The sequence below is a fragment of the Streptomyces sp. NPDC051561 genome (assembly GCF_044454195.1).
Taxonomy (GTDB): domain Bacteria; phylum Actinomycetota; class Actinomycetes; order Streptomycetales; family Streptomycetaceae; genus Streptomyces.
Window position 1 is genome coordinate 41,006 of sequence record NZ_JBITDM010000030.1, and the last position, 17,911, is coordinate 58,916.

Annotated in this window: 12 protein-coding genes; 8 read left to right on the plus strand and 4 right to left on the minus strand. The window is 70.5% G+C overall.

Annotated features, from left to right (window positions below; genetic code table 11):
• Positions 1–290 precede the first annotated feature (290 nt).
• On the minus strand, positions 291–1,496 hold the full coding sequence (locus ACIA73_RS37650; protein WP_399443483.1) for a cation:proton antiporter: 1,206 nt from the start codon (positions 1,494–1,496) through the stop codon (positions 291–293).
• Positions 1,497–1,779: 283 nt separating this feature from the next.
• On the opposite strand from ACIA73_RS37650, the gene ACIA73_RS37655 reads away from it, so the two are divergent.
• The 4 genes from ACIA73_RS37655 (at position 1,780) to ACIA73_RS37670 (ending at position 5,420) form a co-directional block, all read left to right on the plus strand.
• Positions 1,780–3,090 (plus strand): TrkH family potassium uptake protein, encoded by a 1,311-nt coding sequence (locus tag ACIA73_RS37655; protein WP_399443484.1) that lies wholly within the window; start codon positions 1,780–1,782, stop codon positions 3,088–3,090.
• Entirely contained in the window at positions 3,083–3,805 is a 723-nt protein-coding gene (locus ACIA73_RS37660; RefSeq protein ID WP_399443485.1) for a potassium channel family protein, read from the plus strand. The genes ACIA73_RS37655 and ACIA73_RS37660 overlap by 8 nt, the downstream gene beginning before the upstream one ends.
• A gap of 198 nt (positions 3,806–4,003) precedes the next feature.
• A complete protein-coding gene (locus tag ACIA73_RS37665; protein ID WP_399443486.1) occupies positions 4,004–4,366 on the plus strand; it encodes a hypothetical protein in 363 nt (120 codons plus the stop codon).
• Positions 4,359–5,420 carry a hypothetical protein gene (locus ACIA73_RS37670; RefSeq protein ID WP_399443487.1) on the plus strand — a complete coding sequence of 354 codons (1,062 nt, stop codon included), beginning with the start codon at positions 4,359–4,361 and terminating at the stop codon, positions 5,418–5,420. The genes ACIA73_RS37665 and ACIA73_RS37670 overlap by 8 nt, the downstream gene beginning before the upstream one ends.
• Positions 5,421–5,463: 43 nt before the next feature.
• Here the strand turns inward: ACIA73_RS37670 and ACIA73_RS37675 are convergent, their stop codons facing one another.
• Together ACIA73_RS37675 and ACIA73_RS37680 are read right to left on the minus strand one after the other, a co-directional pair.
• Positions 5,464–6,231 carry an ABC transporter permease subunit gene (locus ACIA73_RS37675; protein ID WP_399443488.1) on the minus strand — a complete coding sequence of 256 codons (768 nt, stop codon included), beginning with the start codon at positions 6,229–6,231 and terminating at the stop codon, positions 5,464–5,466.
• A 35-nt stretch (positions 6,232–6,266) separates the two neighbouring features.
• Positions 6,267–7,190 (minus strand): ABC transporter ATP-binding protein, encoded by a 924-nt coding sequence (locus ACIA73_RS37680; RefSeq protein ID WP_399443489.1) that lies wholly within the window; start codon positions 7,188–7,190, stop codon positions 6,267–6,269.
• A gap of 204 nt (positions 7,191–7,394) precedes the next feature.
• Here ACIA73_RS37680 and ACIA73_RS37685 point away from each other — a divergent pair, with 204 nt between their 5' ends.
• Positions 7,395–7,817, plus strand: coding sequence for a GbsR/MarR family transcriptional regulator (locus tag ACIA73_RS37685; protein ID WP_399443490.1), 423 nt, complete (start codon positions 7,395–7,397; stop codon positions 7,815–7,817).
• 583 nt (positions 7,818–8,400) lie between these two features.
• Here the strand turns inward: ACIA73_RS37685 and ACIA73_RS37690 are convergent.
• Positions 8,401–9,462, minus strand: a complete 1,062-nt coding sequence (locus tag ACIA73_RS37690) for a PucR family transcriptional regulator (RefSeq protein WP_399443491.1) — start codon at positions 9,460–9,462, stop codon at positions 8,401–8,403.
• Positions 9,463–9,678: 216 nt separating this feature from the next.
• Between ACIA73_RS37690 and ACIA73_RS37695 the strand changes: the two genes are divergently transcribed.
• The 3 genes from ACIA73_RS37695 (at position 9,679) to ACIA73_RS37705 (ending at position 17,903) form a co-directional block, all read left to right on the plus strand.
• Positions 9,679–10,314 (plus strand): hypothetical protein, encoded by a 636-nt coding sequence (locus ACIA73_RS37695; protein ID WP_399443492.1) that lies wholly within the window; start codon positions 9,679–9,681, stop codon positions 10,312–10,314.
• 49 nt (positions 10,315–10,363) lie between these two features.
• Positions 10,364–12,442 carry a flotillin family protein gene (locus ACIA73_RS37700; RefSeq protein ID WP_399443493.1) on the plus strand — a complete coding sequence of 693 codons (2,079 nt, stop codon included), beginning with the start codon at positions 10,364–10,366 and terminating at the stop codon, positions 12,440–12,442.
• Positions 12,443–12,629: 187 nt separating this feature from the next.
• A complete protein-coding gene (locus tag ACIA73_RS37705) occupies positions 12,630–17,903 on the plus strand; it encodes a DNA repair ATPase (protein ID WP_399443494.1) in 5,274 nt (1,757 codons plus the stop codon).
• Positions 17,904–17,911 lie beyond the last annotated feature (8 nt).

Genomic DNA, 17,911 nt, shown 5'->3' on the forward strand with positions numbered 1-17,911 from the left:
GGCCCCACGCGGCAGCGGCTGCGGCGTGGGGCGCGCTCAACTCCTTTGTCTTTCCGAAACCGGCCGACGAACGGGCTTGGGCCACCCGCGCGATGCTCGGCGAGGAGCAGTGGTTTGCCGAGCGGCCCAATGAGCTGGCACTGGGCGTCAACGCTGCTGCTTCCCTGGCTGCCGCCGTCGCAGTGGCCTCCGCCCACCGCCGTCGGGCCGAGCACTGCTGCCGCTGGCCTACTGGTCGTTGATGGCCCGACGCTTCGACGCGTACCAGGCGCACCGGCAGGCCGCCGCGATCAAGCGGAACGTGGCTTCTCCGGCGGGATTCCCGTGAGGTCGTCGACGTCGAAGAGGCGTGCCAGGGGGACGTCGGTGCTGCTGTGCGCGACGATCGAGAAGGCGATGCAGACGGCGATGAGGGTGAACGCCTCCTCGCCCTGCGGAATCCCGGCCTGGAGCACCAGCAGGCCGTAGACCACCGAGGCGAAGCCCTTCGGCCCGAACCAGGCGGCGACCAGCTTCTCGCGGCGATCGAAGCGGGTGCCGATCAGGGAGAGCAGCAGCGACGCGGGGCGGATCAGGACGATCGCCAGCACCACCACGACGTACCCACCGAAGGAGAGGTCGCCGAAGAGCTGCGGGGTGAGCAGGGCGCCGAAGACGAGCAGCGCGGCGAACTTGGCGAGTTCAGCCAGTGCTTCACCGAGGGGCTCGAAGGCGTTCTTCGCCTCCGGTGCCACGTGGGTGAGGACGGCGCCGGCGGAGAAGGCGGCGAGGTAGGGGTTGGCATGGGTGAGGTGACACAGCCCGTACAGGACGATGCCCACGGCCAGCGGCAGCAGCGGCTGGAGCCTGGGTTCGGCACCGAGCAGCCGGAACCGCACCAGGCCATTCACGAGCAGCGGCAGCAGGATGCCGAAGACCAGGCCCAGGACGAGTTCGAGCCCGATCGCGGAGAGCGAGGACTCGGCGTGCCCGGCGGTGGGACCGGCAGCGGCGATCAGGATCAGGACGACCGGCAGGGCCAGGCCGTCATTGATGCCGCTCTCGACGTTCAGCAACTGCCTTAGTTTGGCGGGTACTTCCTTGCGGCCGACGATCGCTGAGGCGAAGACCGGGTCGGTGGGGGCGAGGACCGCACCCACCAGGAACGAGGTCGTCCAGTCCAGGCCCGCTACGTAGTGGGCGAGCAACGCTGTGCCAACGAATGCCAGCGGCATGCCGAGGCCGAGTGCGCGGGCGGGGTTCTTCCAGTTCGCGCGCAGCTTCTCGAAGGACACGTGCATGCCGTCGGTGAACAGCACCGCGAACAGCGCGAGATCGGCGGTAACCGCGACGATGTCGCTGTCCGGGGTGATGTGGATCAGCCCGAGGAAGCCGTCGCTGACCAGTGCGCCGCCGACCAGGAAGAGAAGGGAGGTGGAGAGCACGGTCCGGGCCGCGAGGCCGGACAGCAGCACCGCGACGAGCAGCGCGACACCAAAGACAGCTACCAGCACCATGACCGAATCCCCGTTCAGCGAGTCCAGCAAAGAGAGTTCTGCTCTTCGCCGACCAGGCTTCCCGGCACACCGCAGCGGACTTTACACGACTCTTATGCGCCCTTGGCAGGGTCTTGACAGACGGTAGTCGGACGTCCAGCGCGGAGGCGGCTGCATCCCGGGGGTAGGGTGTGCGCCCGGGCTCTTGGCGAGTCCTTGACGACTTGGAACGCGACACCGAAGGGCCCGCACATGGTTCGGCTGCGTCCCTCGCTACTGGCGGGCGCATCCTGCCCGGAGCCTGGTGCTCGCCTTCGTGCTGGCCGTACTGCTCGGTGCGGCGCTGCTGATGCTGCCCCTCGCCTCCGAGGATGGCTCCGCCACCAATGCGCTGACCGCTCTGTTCACCGCGACCTCCGCGGTGTGCGTCACGGGGCTCGCGGTGGTGGACACTGGCACGTACTGGAGCGGCTTCGGCGAGGGCGTCATCCTGGCGCTCATCCAGGTCGGCGGCTTCGGCATCATGACGATGGCCTCTCTCCTCGCCCTACTGGTGTCCGGGCGGTTGAGGCTGCGCTTGCAGATGACCGCGCAGGCCGAGACGAAAAGCCTGGGCATCGGTGACGTACGGCGCGTGCTGCTGGGCGTCGCAGGGTGCACGGTGATCGTGGAACTCGCTGTGGCGGCCGTCCTCGCGCTCCGGCTCCGATTCGGATACGGCAACGAGATCGGCGAGTCCGCCTACCTCGGCTTCTTCCACGCCGTATCGGCCTTCAACAACGCCGGTTTCGGCCTCCACGCCGACAGCCTCACCCAGTACGCCCAGGACCCGTGGGTGACCCTGCCGGTCGCTGCCGCGGTCATTCTGGGCGGTCTCGGTTTTCCCGTGCTCCTGGAAATACTGCGCCACCGTCACCGCAGGCTCACCACGGGGCGGCGGAACTGGACACTGCACCTGAAGCTCACGGTGCTTGCCACTGTGGCCCTGCTGATCGTGGGCACCGTGCTGACCTGCCTGCTGGAGTGGACGAATCAGGGCACCCTGGGCCCCCTCACCTGGGGGGACAAGCTTCTCAACGGCTTCTTCCACTCGGCTATGAGCCGTACCGCAGGATTCAACGCTCTGGACGTCGGGGCGATGAACGCCTCGACGCTGCTCATGACCTGCATGCTGATGTTCGTCGGCGGCGGCAGTGCGGGCACCGCGGGCGGCATCAAGGTCACCACCTTCGCGGTACTGGCCGCGGCGATGGCCGCCGAAGTGCGCGGGGAGCCCAACTCCTCAGTACTGGGACGCAAGCTGGGGCCGCACGTGTTGCGCCAGGCCCTGACGGTGGCACTCCTCGGCATCGGTCTGGTGATGGGAGCGACCCTCATACTCCTCTCGGTCGTCCGGGCTCCGTTCGAGGCCGTGCTTTTCGAGGCGGTGTCTGCGTTCGGCACCGTAGGAATGTCGACCGGGATCACCGCGCAGGTCCCCGGGGCCGGGCAGCTGGTCCTGATCATGCTGATGTTCGTGGGCCGACTGGGCCCGATCACCCTGGTGTCGGCGCTGGCCCTGCGCGAGCGGACCCGCCGGTACGAGCTACCAGAGGAGCGACCCGTCATTGGGTGACTACCTGAACCGGCTGCGCATGCGCCGCCGCAAGAACGCCGTCGGCCACATGCCCCCAGGGTCGGATGAGCAGCGGGTCGCTGTGATCGGCCTCGGCCGGTTCGGCAGCTCTCTCGCCTACGAGCTGACCCGGCGCGGCTGGGACGTACTGGGACTGGACACCGACGCGAGGCTCGTACAGAAGCACAGCGACGTCCTCGCCCATGCCGCGGTCGCCGACTGCAGCGACCCGGAAGTCCTGCGGCAGCTGGGAGTCCACGAGTTCACCAGCGCGGTCGTCGGCATCGGCACAGGCATCGAGGCCAGCATCCTGGTCACCTCCAACCTCCTGGAGGCCGGGGTGCCCAACATCTGGGCCAAGGCCATCAGCCGTCAGCACGGCCAGATCCTCGAACGCCTGGGCGCCCACCACGTGGTGCTCCCCGAGCACGAGATGGGTGAGCGGGTCGCCCACCTGGTGACCGGCAGGATGCTCGACTTCATCGAGTTCGACGACGACTACGCCTTGGTCAAGACGGTTGCTCCACGGATCGCCACGGGCGTCCCGCTCGGCCGCAGCGTGGTGCGCAGCACGTACGGGGTGACCGTGGTGGGCATCAAGCGCGCCGGGCAGGAATTCACGTACGCGACGGAGGACACCGTCGTGGACGAGGGTGACGTCATCATCGTCACCGGCAGGACCCGCGCGGTGGAGACCTTCGCGGAACTCACCTGACACCGCCCCCTCGGCGGCCCTTGCGCTGCTGAAAGGGTGCCCGAGGCTGACGGCTGCCCTGCGGAGGCGTTCCTGCCGGGCCACGGCAGCGACATGGCCACCTACGGTGCTCCGGCGGCCCCTGGCGGACGGCTCCGCGCGGGGGCTCAATAACCCCTCCAGCGGGTGAGGCGAGCAGGGGGAGCGCGGATGGGGCGGATGAGAGCGCCTGGGTGGGGTGAGGCGGCGCTGGTGATGCTGGGCTGCTGGGCGTTCTGTGGCTTCGCCTGGATCATCCTGCCGTTGTGGGATGCCACGGCGTTCCTGGCGGGATCGTGGGTGGTGGCGGTGGGCCTGGGGCGGTGGTTCTGGGCCCGCCATCGGCATGGGGCGGCCGGGTTCCTGGCCGCCGCTGTGGGGGCCGCCGTGCTGTTCTTTGTGGTGGACGGATTGCGCCCGTCGATGAGCCGGGTGTCCGCGGACGCACTGGCGACGGGCGCGGGTGTCTGCGTGGCGCTGGTGGTCTTCACCGGGGTGGCACGGCGGGGTGGCCGGGCGCGGCCCGGGGTGCTTCGTGGCTGAAGGCGGGGAGGTGGAGCGGTCCGTCGGGGCGGGGCGGCGTGCTCGGTGGCTGCAGGTGTGGGGTGGGCTCGTACTGGCGGTCGGGCTCTTCGTGCTGGTGCTGGCAGGGGTGGGGCTGGCCACGGTGCCCGGACTGCTGGGCGACGAGCGGGAGTTCCGCGACGCGGTGCCGTGCGGGACGTCTGCGCCGCTTTCCGCGAGCGTCACGACCGACTGCCTGCGGCGCGTCGATGCCCTGGTGACGGGGACGGTAGTGCGGGATGAGGCTGATTACGAGGAGTTCACCCTCAAGCTGAGGGGTTCGTCCGAGGTGCCGGACGAAGTGGATATGGGGGCGGCGGGTCCGCTGCTGGGGCGCCTGCACCGGGGTGACCGGGTGACGCTCACCTTGTGGCGGGATTACGTGCCCGCTGTGACCAAGGGCGGTGTCGTGCAGGATACGGCCGACACCCCGGTGGGCGAGCCGCAGTTCGTCACCGCTGTCGCGCTGGTGCTGCTCTCGGCCGGGGCTTTCCCCGCGTACGCGGGGGTGCACCTGCTCCGGGCAGCCAACCGCCCTGCTGGGCAGGGGCTGCTCTCCTGCCATGTGTCGGTCGGCAGGACGTCGTTCGGCGCGGGGTTCTGTGTTCTCCCGGCGATGCCCGTCGGGGACTGGGCGGGGCCCGTCGGGATGTTGGCGGTGTGGCTGGGGCTGGTGCCACTGGTGTGGCTGGGCGTCCGACGGTACGAACGGCGGGGACGCGGGCGGCACGCCCGGGGCGCCGCGCCCCAACCGGTCCGGACGGGCGGGCGAAGGCGGCGATGGATGCGTTTGCAGGTGAGGGACCGAGTCGAACTGGCTGCCGTGGTGGCGGGCGTTCTGGTCAGTCTCGGGCTCACCGTGAATGCGGTGCACGTGCATCTGCGCGGTGCGGAGTCGGTGTGGTGGGTCGTGTGCCTGTGCCTGTTGCAGGTCAACACCGTGTGGCAAGTGGTGCGCGGTATCCGGCGCCGCCGAAGGGCGCGCAGAGGGCGGGCTGACGACGGCGCGCAGGAGAGCCGCGAGGTCGTTTGACCCGGGTGCGTTCGCGTCGACGGCCGGTGTTGGAGCGGGGATGTCAGCCGAGGTCGCGGCGGTTGAAGCGCAGGAGCCCGGCGGCAAGCAGGCAGGCGGTGACTGCGGCGAGGACGCCGGCGTCGGCCCACTGGATGCCGTTACGGAGGGGCTCGCCGCCGAGGTAGTAGTGGAAGGGTGAGAGGCGGGCGAGCCAGTCGGCGTCCAGCTGACCGGCGAAGGTGTGTGCCGCGTACGTCAGGACGCCAATGCCCGCGCAGGCGGCCAGTACGACTGCCCGGCGGCCGACGGCCGCGCCGATACCCAGGGCGAGCGCGCCGAAGGTGATGGCGAGCAGGGCCAGGTTCAGGCACTGGGCGAGGAATTCGAGGGGGCTGACGCTGGTGAGCTGTGCGCTGTCACGGACGGCGAGCAGCGCCAGCCAGACGAGTACGGAGATCGCGAACGCCCCGGTGGCGAGTGCGGCGAATCGCTGGAGGACCAGGCGGGTGCGGGTGAGAGGGTGCGCCAGCAGCAGATCGAGCTGTCCGGACTCCTCGTCCCCGGCGATGGCTCGGGAGCCGGTGGCGATTCCGTACACCACCGCGAGCAGCGGCAGGATGAGGCCGAAGACGCTGGCGTTCAGGTAGCCGGCGGCGCTCGCGTCGACGTGCATCGCCTCGCGGAGTGCTTCGGGGAGGCTGGCGGTGTTGTCCTTCTGCGAGGGGTACGTGCTCGCGTACCCCATGCCGATCACGGCGGTGGCCAGTGCCCAGCCGAGGAGCGAACGGCGGCTGTCGGAGAGGTGTTTGGTGTAGACGGCGGTGTTCATCGGGACGGTCCTTCCAGGGGTGAGGGTGTGGGGAATCAGGCGGAGGCAGGGGTGCTGGGCGCGGCTTCGGCACCCTCGTAGTAGCGCTGGAAGAGCTCTTCCAGAGCGGGTTCGGTGGCGCGTAGCGTGGCGACGCTGTGACCGGCCAGCGCTTTGATCAGAGGGTCGGGGCTGCCTGTCAGGGTTCCGGTCAGTACAGTGCCGGCGGCGTTCAGGGTGAGCCGTTCGGCACCGGGGACGCGCTCGAACGCCGTCGCGGGAACCGGGACCGCGAAGGTGACCTCGATGTCGCGCACGGTGCCGGTGCGCAGGCTGGCCACCGTGTCCAGGGCGACGAGCCGGCCGTCGCGGATGATGCCGACCCGGTCGGCCACCGCCTCGACCTCGGCCATGATGTGGCTGGACATGAAGACCGTCTGTCCGGCGCGGGCCGCTTCGGCGACCAGGTCGAGGAAGGTCTGCTGGACCAGCGGGTCGAGGCCGGAAGTGGGTTCGTCCAGGATCAGCAGCTCAGGGTCGTGCATGAACGCCTGGACCAGGCCGACCTTCTGCCGGTTCCCCTTGGACAGCTTCTTGATCCGCGCACTCTGGTCCAGGCCGAGCCGGTCCGCCAGGCCGTCGATGCGGGCCCGGGCCACTCCGCCGCGCAGCGCCCCGAGGAAGCGGAGATAACCACCCACGTTCTGGCGCCCGTCACAGACGAAGTCTCCGGCGAGGTAGCCGACCCGGCGGCGCAGCGCCACGCCGTCCGTACGAGGGTCCAGGCCCAGAACGACGGCCGTGCCGGCGGTGGGGCGGATCAGGTCCAGCAACAGCCGGATGGTGGTCGACTTGCCCGCCCCGTTGGGGCCGAGGAAGCCGAACACCTCGCCCGGCCGGACATCGAGGGTCAGACCCGTCAGGCCGCGACGGGAACCGTACGTCTTGGTGAGCTCGCGGAGCTCGATGGCTTTGTCCATGAGTCAGAATGTAGCGAACGTTCAGAGATCTGTAAACACTTCGAATATTCTGACGCATGGCTATGATGGGTCCGGTACGCGACAGCAGGGCTTCGGAGAAGGGGACGCGACATGGCGGCCAAGGACGCACCACACGCGCCGACCTCGGGCGGGCAGCTTCGGGAGACGGCGGAGAAGCTCGCCCTAACCCTGGCTGAGGGAGGAATGCAGAAGACCACGGCGCGCGTCATGACCGCGCTCCTGTTCAGCACGCAGGAGGCGATGACGGCGGCCGACCTCTGCGAGGAGCTGACGATCAGTTCGGGTGCGGTGTCGGGTGCGGTCAAGCAGCTCATCCCCACCGGCATGGTCGAGAGGGTGCCCGCCCCCGGCAGTCGCCGCGACCACTACCGCATCCGCCCGCACGCCTGGGCCACCCTGATGGGCAGTCAGAACATGCTGCTCGCCACCATGGAAGAGGCGGCGTCCCAGGGACTGCGAGCCGCCGCCCCGGGCAGCGTGACCAGTGTGCGGCTCCATGAGATGCAGGACTTCTATCACTTCATGCAGCGCGAGATGGCCGCTCTGATCACGCAATGGCAGCGACAGTACGGCGAGCGGCAGTCCGGCGGGACCACCGCGGCCTGAACGGGCGGGGCCCAGCACCTGTCGAACTCCGGTGAGGGGGAGGCAAGGGGGCCGGATGAGTCGTGATCCCAAGGGGCGAACATGAGACGGGGTCCGCACCGCGGCGAGCGCCGCACCGACGTGGTCGTACTTTCCTCGGGGCGGTGGAGTAGCGGCTGGAACGGCGCGGCCCGTCCGTAGTTGTGGTCCTGCACGGCGGGTACATGCGGACCGGGCGCGCCCTGGGGGAAGTGGTGTTCGCCGACGCCGGATACACGGTGCTGGCGCCGTCCCGGCCCGGCTACGGGCAGACACCGCTGACGACAGGTACCGCCCCGGAGGGTTTCGCGGACACGGTCGGGGATCTGTGCGCACACCTCGGGGTCACCCGGGGGCGCCGCAATGGTGGGTGCCTCCAAGCCCCTGGACGTCGCATGGACTGCACCTCCGCTGCTGGTGTTCTTCGCGCTGGTGAGGGCCGGGTCGATGGCCGTCGGCGGAACGGTCGCTCTGGGATGCCCCAGGGCGACGAAGCCGGCGTTCGCCGCTGCGGGCAGCAGCTTCGAACGCGTCGTCACGGTGCTCACCTCCGGCCAGGCTCTCGTCACAGGTCCTGTTCGGGCCAGCCCAGCAGGCGTGCTCCCACGACGGCGGTCTGGAGTGTGTAGCGGTGTACTGGATCGCCCGGGTCCGCGCCGGTCAGCCGGTGAATGCGATCCAGGCGGTAGGTCATGGCTCGCACGCTCAGTGAGAGTCGGCGGGCTGCTTCCGCTGCCACGCAGCCGGTGTCGAAGTAGGCGGTGAGGGTGTCCAGGAGGGGCTGGGCGCCACCGCGGGCCTGGTGGAGCGGGCCGAGGGTGCTGTGCACGAGGTCTGCCATGGCCTGCCGGTCCCGGGTCAGGACGGGGTAGACCAAGAGGTCGGCCGCGTGCAGGACGGGGCTGTCGAGATCGAGGCGGTCGGCGAGGTCGAGGGCGTTCAGTGCTTCTTCGTAGGAGTGGACAACACCGCCGGCGCCGGGATGCGAGCGTCCGACGGCGACCCGGCCGCCGTCGGTCGCCGCGTATGCCTGCTTGGCGAAGTAGGCCAGGACGTCGCCCTGGTCGCCCGGAGCGACGCAGATCAGCCTGCCGTCCTTGGTCGTGAGGAGGATGCGCCGGTCGCCAAACCGGGCGACCAGTGCGTTCTCGATCCCTCGGGTGACTGGATAGCCGTCCTCGTACGGTTCGGGTCCCTGCGCGACGGCGACCGCGTAGCCGTGGGAAAGCAGCAGACCGAAGCGTTCCGCGCGCTGGGCGAGTCGGCCGAGGTCGCTGCGCCCGTACAGCAGGTCGTCGATGAACTCCCGCCGCGCTGCCTCCTCTTGGCGTACCGCCAGGTGCTGGGCGCGTTCGTGGCCTTCACTGAAGGCGTCGACGGCCTCTTCGACGGACGCCAGCAGGTGACGTGGCGAGGCGGCGGGAACTTCTGTCAGCACTGTGTTCGCGGCACGGAGTTGGGCACGCACCAGGGCGCGCAGGCCAAGGCCCGCCTCGGCTGCGCGTTCGCCCCGGCCTCGCAGTACGTCGCGCTCCTCGCGGGTGAGCTTGCGCCCGGTCGCGCACGCGGCGGCCACGATCTGCGCGTAGTCCTGCAGATAGTCGTCGGCCGATCCCTGTTCCGCCAAGACCACTCCTCGATGATTTTGATGCGTTGCTGACACGTTCTTGACGTGTTGGCGTCAGGGTGCCATGGGCTCGGCAGGCGGGGCCCACCGGCATCAGGAGCGCGTAAAGATTGCCGGTCAACGGCAATGTGCTGTTGCGCGGTCAGCTGCCACTATCTGGGTGGCCGAAGGGCGGGTCTCAGTACCTGCCGGGGGACGGAAGCGAGGGGCTGGGCGATGACGGAGTTTCTGCACGCTGCGGCGAGCTTCCCGACGGTGTTGTTCACTGCCGCGCTCGTCGTCGTGGTGGGTTTCTGGCTGCTGGTGCTGGTCGGCGGGGCCGATCACGACAGCTTCGAGGGTGATGTGAACACCGACGTGCTGGGGCTCGGCGGGGTGCCGGTGTCCGTGTCCGGGTCGTTGATGATCGCGCTGACCTGGTTCCTCTGCCTGAGCGGCTCCGTGCTCGCCGCCCGTACGGGCTTGACCGGCACCGGCCGCGCCGCTCTCGGCACCGCGCTGCTGGTGGTGGCCGTCGTCCTGTCCTGGGCCGGGACCCGGCTGGCCGTAGGTCCGCTGGCCAAGCTCTTCCCTGACGAACCGGGGCCGTCCCGGCATGACTTCGTCGGGCTGACCTGCACCATCCGCACGGGGCGGGTGGACGCCGGGTTCGGTCAGGCGGAGGTCGCCGCCAGGGACGGCTCGACCGCCGTCGTGCAGGTACGGCAGTACGGGGCCGAGGCGCTCGCCCTCGGCAGCACCGGGCTGCTCTACGCGTACGACGAGGACGGCGAGTTCTTCTGGGTCTCGCCGTACGGAATCGAGCTGCACGGCCTCGGGCCGTACGGCACGGAGCTGGCCCCGCGGGGCTGACGCGGCCCCCTCACTCTTGTTTCACCCGTATCTCTCATCGGGGATTCTCATGGATGCCATCACTGTGGGCGCCGTTGTGCTCGGCGCCGTCGTATTGCTCGTGGCCGTAGGTCTGTTGCTGGTCCTGACCCGGCTCTTCCGCAAGGTCGAGCAGGGCAAGGCCCTGATCGTGTCGAAGATGCGGAAGGTTGACGTGACCTTCACCGGGCAGGTCGTGCTGCCCGTCCTGCACAAGGCCGAGGTGATGGACATCTCGGTGAAGACCATCGACATCACCCGCACCGGCCGCGACGGGTTGATCTGCAAGGACAACATTCGGGCCGACATCCGGATCTCGTTCTTCGTACGGGTCAACAAGACCGTCGAGGACGTCATCAAGGTCGCCCAGGCCATCGGCACCGAGCGTGCCAGCGACAAGGAGACGATCCAGGAGCTGTTCAACGCGAAGTTCTCCGAGGCGCTCAAGACGGTCGGCAAGCAGCTGGACTTCACCGACCTCTACACCAAGCGCGACGAGCTGCGCGACCGCATCATCCAGGTCATCGGCACCGACCTCAACGGCTACAGCCTGGAGGACGCGGCGATCGACTACCTGGAGCAGACGCCGCTCACCCAGCTCGACAGCAGCAACATCCTGGACGCCCAGGGCATCCGGAAGATCACCGAGCTGACCGCCATCGAGCGGGTGCGCACCAATGAGTACCAGCGGCACGAGGAGAAGGAGACCACCCGGCAGAACGTCGACGCCCGCGAGGCCATCCTGGAGTTGGAGCGCCGCCAGGCGGACGCCGAGAGCAAGCAGCGCCGCGAGGTGGCGACCGTACGGGCCAAGGAGGAGGCCGAGACGGCGCGGGTGATGGAGGAAGAGCGGCTGCGGGCACAGAGTGCGTTCCTGACGACCGAGGAGCAGCTCGGTGTGCAGCGCGAGAACCAGGCCAGGGAGGTCGCGGTCGCGGAGAAGAACCGCGAGAGGGTCATCGCCATCGAGTCCGAGCGCATCGAGAAGGACCGTCTCCTCGAAGTGATCGCCCGGGAGCGGGAGACCCAGCTGAAGCGGATCGCCGCCGACAAGGAGATCGAGTCGGAGAAGCGGGAGATCGCCGAGGTCGTACGGGAGCGGGTGGCGGTGGACCGTACGGTCGCCGAGCAGGAGGAGTCCATCCTGCGGCTGCGCGCCGTCGAGGCGGCCGAGCGCGACCGGCAGTCGATCGTCATCGCGGCGGAGGCCGTCGCGCAGGAGAACCTGGTCAAGGACATCAAGGCGGCCGAGGCCGCTGAACAGGCCGCAGTGCACCGGGCGGCGGAGGAACTGACCCTGGCCGAGGCCCGGTTGAAGACCGCCGACCTCGACGCACAGGCCAAGCTGCGGCTAGCCGAAGGCGTGCAGGCGGAGGCCGCGGCAGCCGGTCTGGCCGAAGTGCGGGTACGGGACGCGGAGGCGGCGGTCACGGAGAAGGCGGGCCGTGCGGAGGCGGAAGCCACGCAGGCACGGCTGTCGGCGGAGGCCGCGGGAGCCCGTGCGATGGCCGAGGCGGAGGCTGCGGCGATCGGCGGCAAGCTCAAGGCGGAGGCGGAGGGGCTGACGGAGAAGGCAGCCGCCATGGCCGCGCTGGACGAGGCGTCCCGAACTCACGAGGAGTTCCGGCTGCGCCTGGAAGCGGAGAAGGACGTACGGCTGGCGGGCCTGGAAGCACAGCGGCAGATCGCCGAGGCGCAGGCGACGGTACTGGCGACCGGTCTGGAGAGCGCGGACATCCAGATCGTCGGCGGCGACGGCGCCTTCTTCGATCGGATTGCGGGCTCCATCGCGCTGGGCAAGAGCATCGACGGCTTCGTCCAGAACTCCACCACCGCCCAGGCCCTGGCCGGCCCCTGGCTGGACGGTACAGCGAGCTTCCCGGAGGACCTGACGACGGTGCTGAGCTCCTTCGGTAGCGGTGACGTGCAGAACCTGACGGTCTCGGCACTGCTGATGCGGCTGATGGGCACCGGCGGAGGGCAGCACAACGGGCAGATCCAGCAGCTGATCGACGCGGCGGAGCGACTGGGTCTTGGCGACCAGCAGGTGACGACGCTGAACGGCATGCCCCAGGGCGAGGCCGTGCTGAACGGCGTCGCGAAGAGCTGACCGAGCCGCACGGCACGGTCCGGGGATGGTGGAGCTGCCGCACAGGGGACGGCAGCTCCACCACTCGCATTCACCCCGCACCGGCGCATCCGCCGCACGCCTCGAACCAGCGGCATGACCGTAGGGACGGGCCATCGACGCCGACCACTGCCGACCGGCACTCACAGGCACAAGGGAGCTTGATCGCATGAACACCGGAACCGGTACGGGCACGGGCGGCACCGCCGGCGACCCGATACCTACGGGAGAGCAGGCAGGGGCGCCCACCGGGGCGGCGGCGAGTGCGCACAACGGACCGGGCGCGGGGACGGACAGCGGTGACGGCACGAGCCTCCGTACCCAGAGCCGTCGTACGGACAACGGCACCGCCAGCACGAGTGACGCCGCCCCCACGGGCACGGACACCCCCGGCCCGGCCCCGGACCGCGGCACCTACGAAGTCCTCCGCGACCGCCTCTCCGCCCAGGCCGCCGATCTCGCCCGGCGTACCGAAGCCCTGAACGAGGCCCGTATCGCCGAGTTCGGCTCCTTCGAGCTGGCCCTCACCGGCACCGAACAGGTCCGCACCCTCGCGCCGAGCCTGCCGAGCGACCTCGCCGCGGTCGGCGACAGTCTGCTCCTGGGCCACCGCCGGGAACCCGCCCCCACGCCAGGACCCCGCGTCGCCGACGTTTTCTCCCTCTACGACCGTACGGGCGCGCCGCTGCCGGACTCCGCCGTCCCCGGGCTCCTCGACGACCCAGCGTTCGTCGCCGCCTTCGACGAGTTGCACCGCTACTTCCAGGGCGCCCGCCTGCTACAACTGAGGCGCTTGGAGGGCAAGTTGCTTGCCGTTTTCCGCACCGGCGAGCGGGCCTGGGACCAGCGGGTGCTGCGCTGGGAGCTGCCACCGGGCGGCGGTGTCCGGTTCCTGGACGCGCAGGGCGAGCGCGACCACGTCACCCCGCCCGCGCACGACGTCACCTGGGTGCCCGCCACCCGCGAGGACCAGATCCCCGGCCGGCACCCGCACCTTTCCCTCGCCGACGGCGCGCTCTACGTCACCACCGTCGGCGGCTTTCTGACGGTGAAGACCGAGAACGACACCGAGTCTCCCGACGGCATCCACTCCGAGCCGGTCGCCGAACCCCTCCAGGCGCTCGCCGACGCCGAGGTCGCCCACGCCCGGGTCGGTCCCCTGATCCTGCTGCGTGTACGCCCGTACAAGGAGGACACCACCCGCCACCTGGTCTTCAACTCCCTCACGGGTGCCGTCGTCCGCCTCGACGCCCTCGGCCAGTCCTGCCGCAGGCTCCCCGACGACCAGGGCGTCGTCTTCCCCGGCGGGTACGTACTCGCCTCCGGCGGGGCCAGGACGTTCGACGCGGTCGACCCCGAGGGCCTGGAGTTCGAGGGGGAGGTGCGCTCGCCCAACGGCGAGGACGTGCTGTACGTCTACCGCCACCGAGGCACGGGCCGCACCCTGCTCCTCCCGTACAACCTGATCCGCAAGACGGCCGCCACCCCGCTCACCGGCGACGGGTTCGCCCTCTTCGACGACGGGGCGCTGACAGTCCTGCGCGCCAGCGGCGAGCCCGGACGCGTGCACCAGGCGCAGTGGTGGAGCAGCCCGTACGTCTCCGACGTGCACGCGGCAGCCGCACCCACCGGCTCAGGGCCACTCGCCCGCATCGGCAACGCCGACCTGGTGCGCGGCATCTCCGACTGCCTGACCGTCGCCCGGCAGGCCACCACAACGACCCCGACGGTCGCGGTGTACGAAGCGCTGGCGGCGGCCTGCGCACGGATCGTCGACCTGTACCACTGGCTGGGCGACCCGGCGGCGGGCGACCTCCGGACTCAGCTGGCGGAGATACAGGCCACCGCCGGCCAGGTGCTGGAGGAGTTCCGGGCCGTCACCGCACAGACCCGGCAGGCGACCGAGGCGCTCGACACCGCCGCCGCCCACCTCGCCCGCCTCGTGCGGCAGGTACGCGGCGAGGCACCCGCCACGGCCGAGGAGTGGGTCGGGCGGATCACCGAACTGCGTACGGCCCAGGGCCGGTTGATCACATGCAGAGAGATGCGGTACGCGGACACCGCGCGCATCGACGCCCTGGCCGAGGAAGCCGAACAGGACATTGCCTCGGCGGCGGGACGCGCGGTCGCCTTCCTCGGGCGCGACGACGCGTTCGCCCGATACCACGCGCAGACGGCACAGCAGGCGGCGAAGAATTCGGAGATCACCACCGTCGCCGAGGTGAAACCGCTCGATGACCAGCTGACCGGGCGGGCCGCCGGGCTGCGGACGCTCACCGAGGTCGTCACGGGCCTCGACATCGCGGACGCCACCGTACGCACCGCCATCCTGGAACGGATCGCGGAGGTCCTCGGCGGCATCAACCGCGTGCGGGCCGAGCTGGACGCGCGGCGGCGTGCGCTGCTGGAGGGCGAGGGCCGGGCGGAGTTCGCGGCCGAATCCGCTCTCCTCGGGCAGTCGGTGACGGCGGCACTCGTCGGCGCGGACAGCCCCGAGGAGTGCGACGCGGCGCTTGCCCGACTGCTGCTCCAACTGGAGAACCTGGAGGGCAGGTTCACCGAGCACGACGACTTCCTCACCGAGCTTGAACGCCGGCGCACCGAACTCCTCGACACGTTCGCGGCCCGCCGCCAGACCCTCCAGGACACCCGGGCCCGGCGCGCCGAACGCCTCGCCGCCTCCGCGCACCGGGCCCTGGAAGCGCTCACCAGGCGGGCGGCCACCCTCGACTCCGACGACGCCGTCACCACGTACTTCGCCTCCGACCCGATGGCCGCCAAAGTCCGCCGCACCGCCGGCCAACTGCGCGAACTCGGCGACCAGGTAAGGGCAGACGAGCTGACGGGCCGCCTCGGGGCCGCCCGCCACGAAGCCGCCCGCGCCCTGCGGGACCGCACCGAGCTGTACGCGGACGGCGGGACGACGATCCGCCTGGGCCGCCACCGCTTCGCCGTCGCCACCGGCGCACCGGAACTCACCCTCGTTCCCTCGGGCGACGACGCCATGGCCTTCGCCCTCACCGGCACCGACTACCGTGCCCCGGTCACCGACCCGGCCTTCGCCGCCACCCGCGCCCACTGGGCGCAGACCCTGGCGTCGGAATCGCCGCTGGTCTACCGGGCGGAATATCTCGCGGCACGCCTGCTGGCGGAGCACGGGACGGAAAGGGTGGGGGAGGCCCTCGTGGAGGTGGCGGAGGACGTCGTACCCGCGCTGGTCCGACAGGCGGCGGAGGCCGCGTACGACGAGGGCTACGAGCGCGGCATCCACGACCACGACGCGACCGCCGTCCTGCGCGCCGTGCTGCGCCTGCACGAGCAGGCGGGTCTGCTGCGTCACCCGGCCGCCGTGCGGGCCACCGCCCAGCTGTTCTGGGCACACGGCACCACCGGGGCCAGGCGCGAACGGTGGCAGCGAGCGGCGGTCTCACTCGTCCGGGTCCGTGAGACGTTCGGGACGGCTCCCGCGCTCGATGAGCTGCGAGGTGAACTGGCACTTGCAGCAACGGAGTTCATGTCCAGCGCAGTGCGGCCCTGCGGGACTGATGGGCCGTGGGGCACGGGATTCGGCGCACCCGCGGAGCCGTCCGGTGCGGCAGACGGACCGTCGTTCCCCGCCGGCCCCCACAACCCCGGCCCATCGGCCGCCCCGGGCCCCGGCGACTACCGCGCGCCGCACCCCTCGGCGCACGCCCTCGCCGCCTACCTCGTGGAGGAACTCGCCCTCGGCTCCGGCTTCGCCACCAATGCCTCCGCCCGTACCCTGCTCGACAAGTTCCGCCGCACCATGGGCTCCTGCCCCTACCAGGCGGACCTCCAGGACTGCCTGGCTGCCGGGGACCTCACCTCGGCGCACCTGCTGGTCGAGGGCTGGCTCGGCCCGTACGCCGCCGCTTCCGGCGAGGAGACCGACCCGGGCGACCTCGCCGAAGCCGTCGCCGTCGAACTCTGCCCCGACCTGCCGCGCCGCGAGGTCGACGCGGACCTGAGCTGCACCGTCTCCGGCCTGCTCGGCACCCACCCCCGGATCACCCGCGGCTCTCTCCCGCTGCGGCTCGACGAATTCCTCGCCCGTACCACCGACTTCGCCGCCCGCACGGTGCCCGGCTTCCGCGCGTACCAGAAACTGCGAGGCGAACTGGTCGCCGCCGAACGCACCCGCCTGCGGCTCGACGAACACCGCCCCCGCGCCATGTCCTCCTTCGTACGCAACCGCCTCGTCGACGAGGTCTACCTCCCGCTGATCGGCGACAACCTCGCCAAACAGCTCGGCACGGCGGACGGCGGCAGGCGCACCGACCACAGCGGCCTGCTCCTGCTTCTCTCCCCGCCCGGCTACGGCAAGACCACGCTGATGGAGTACATGGCCGAGCGCCTCGGCATGCTCCTGGTGAAGGTCAACGGACCCGCCCTCGGCCACGACGTCACCTCCCTCGACCCGGCCGAAGCACCCCACACGGCAGCCCGCAAGGAGATCGAGAAGATCGACTTCGCGCTGGCCGCGGGCAACAACGTCCTGCTGTACCTGGACGACATCCAGCACACCTCGCCCGAACTCCTCAGCAAGTTCATTCCGCTGTGCGACACCACCCGCTCCCTGAACGGGCACGACCTGCGCGGCAAGCGGTTCGCCGTATGCATGGCGGGCAACCCGTACACGGAGTCCGGGCAGCGCTTCCGCGTCCCCGACATGCTCGCCAACCGGGCCGACGTGTGGAACCTCGGCGACGTCCTGACCGGCAAGCAGGACGCCTTCGCGGCCAGCTTCGTGGAGAACGCCCTCACCTCCCACCCGGTCCTCGCCCCGCTTGCCGGACACGACCGCGATGACCTCGACCTCCTTGTACGGCTCGCCGCCGGCGATCCGACCGCCCGCGCCGACCGGCTCACCCACGCCCTCTCCGGACCTGAGCTCGGCCAGGTACAGGCCGTGTTGAGCCACGCGCTCACCGCCCGGGACACCGTACTCGCGGTCAATGAGGCGTACATCGCCTCGGCCGCGCAGACCGACGCCTCCCGCAGCGGGCCGCCCTTCCAGCTCCAGGGCTCGTACCGCAACATGAACAAGATCGTCCAACGGATCAGCCCCGCCATGAACCCCGCCGAGCTGACCGCCGTGATCGACGACCACTACCGCAGCGAGGCCCAGACGCTGACCACCGGCGCCGAGTCCAACCTCCTGGATCTGGCTGCCCTGCGGGGCACCCTCGCCCCCGAACAGGCCGACCGCCGAGCCGAGATCGCGGCCGCGTACGTACGCGAGCAGGCCCTCGGCGGAGCCGGAGACGACGGAGTCGGACGCGCCGTGGCCGCACTGGGCCTGCTCGCCGACCGCATGGCGGCGGTCGAAGCGGCCATCGTCCAGGCGACCGACCCCCGCCACCTGCTGAACCGGCCGACAGGGCGGCACGCGGCCGGCGCGGAAGCCCCGCCCACTGATTGACCTCTACG

What these genes read in the sequence shown, in the direction of transcription:
- ACIA73_RS37650 (WP_399443483.1), bottom strand. Translation starts at nt 1,496, where the DNA reads ATGGTGCTGGTAGCTGTCTTTGGTGTCGCGCTGCTCGTCGCGGTGCTG.
- ACIA73_RS37665 (WP_399443486.1), top strand. Translation starts at nt 4,004, where the DNA reads ATGAGAGCGCCTGGGTGGGGTGAGGCGGCGCTGGTGATGCTGGGCTGC.
- ACIA73_RS37675 (WP_399443488.1), bottom strand. Translation starts at nt 6,231, where the DNA reads ATGAACACCGCCGTCTACACCAAACACCTCTCCGACAGCCGCCGTTCG.
- ACIA73_RS37680 (WP_399443489.1), bottom strand. Translation starts at nt 7,190, where the DNA reads ATGGACAAAGCCATCGAGCTCCGCGAGCTCACCAAGACGTACGGTTCC.
- ACIA73_RS37685 (WP_399443490.1), top strand. Translation starts at nt 7,395, where the DNA reads ATGCAGAAGACCACGGCGCGCGTCATGACCGCGCTCCTGTTCAGCACG.
- ACIA73_RS37695 (WP_399443492.1), top strand. Translation starts at nt 9,679, where the DNA reads ATGACGGAGTTTCTGCACGCTGCGGCGAGCTTCCCGACGGTGTTGTTC.
- ACIA73_RS37700 (WP_399443493.1), top strand. Translation starts at nt 10,364, where the DNA reads ATGGATGCCATCACTGTGGGCGCCGTTGTGCTCGGCGCCGTCGTATTG.
- ACIA73_RS37705 (WP_399443494.1), top strand. Translation starts at nt 12,630, where the DNA reads ATGAACACCGGAACCGGTACGGGCACGGGCGGCACCGCCGGCGACCCG.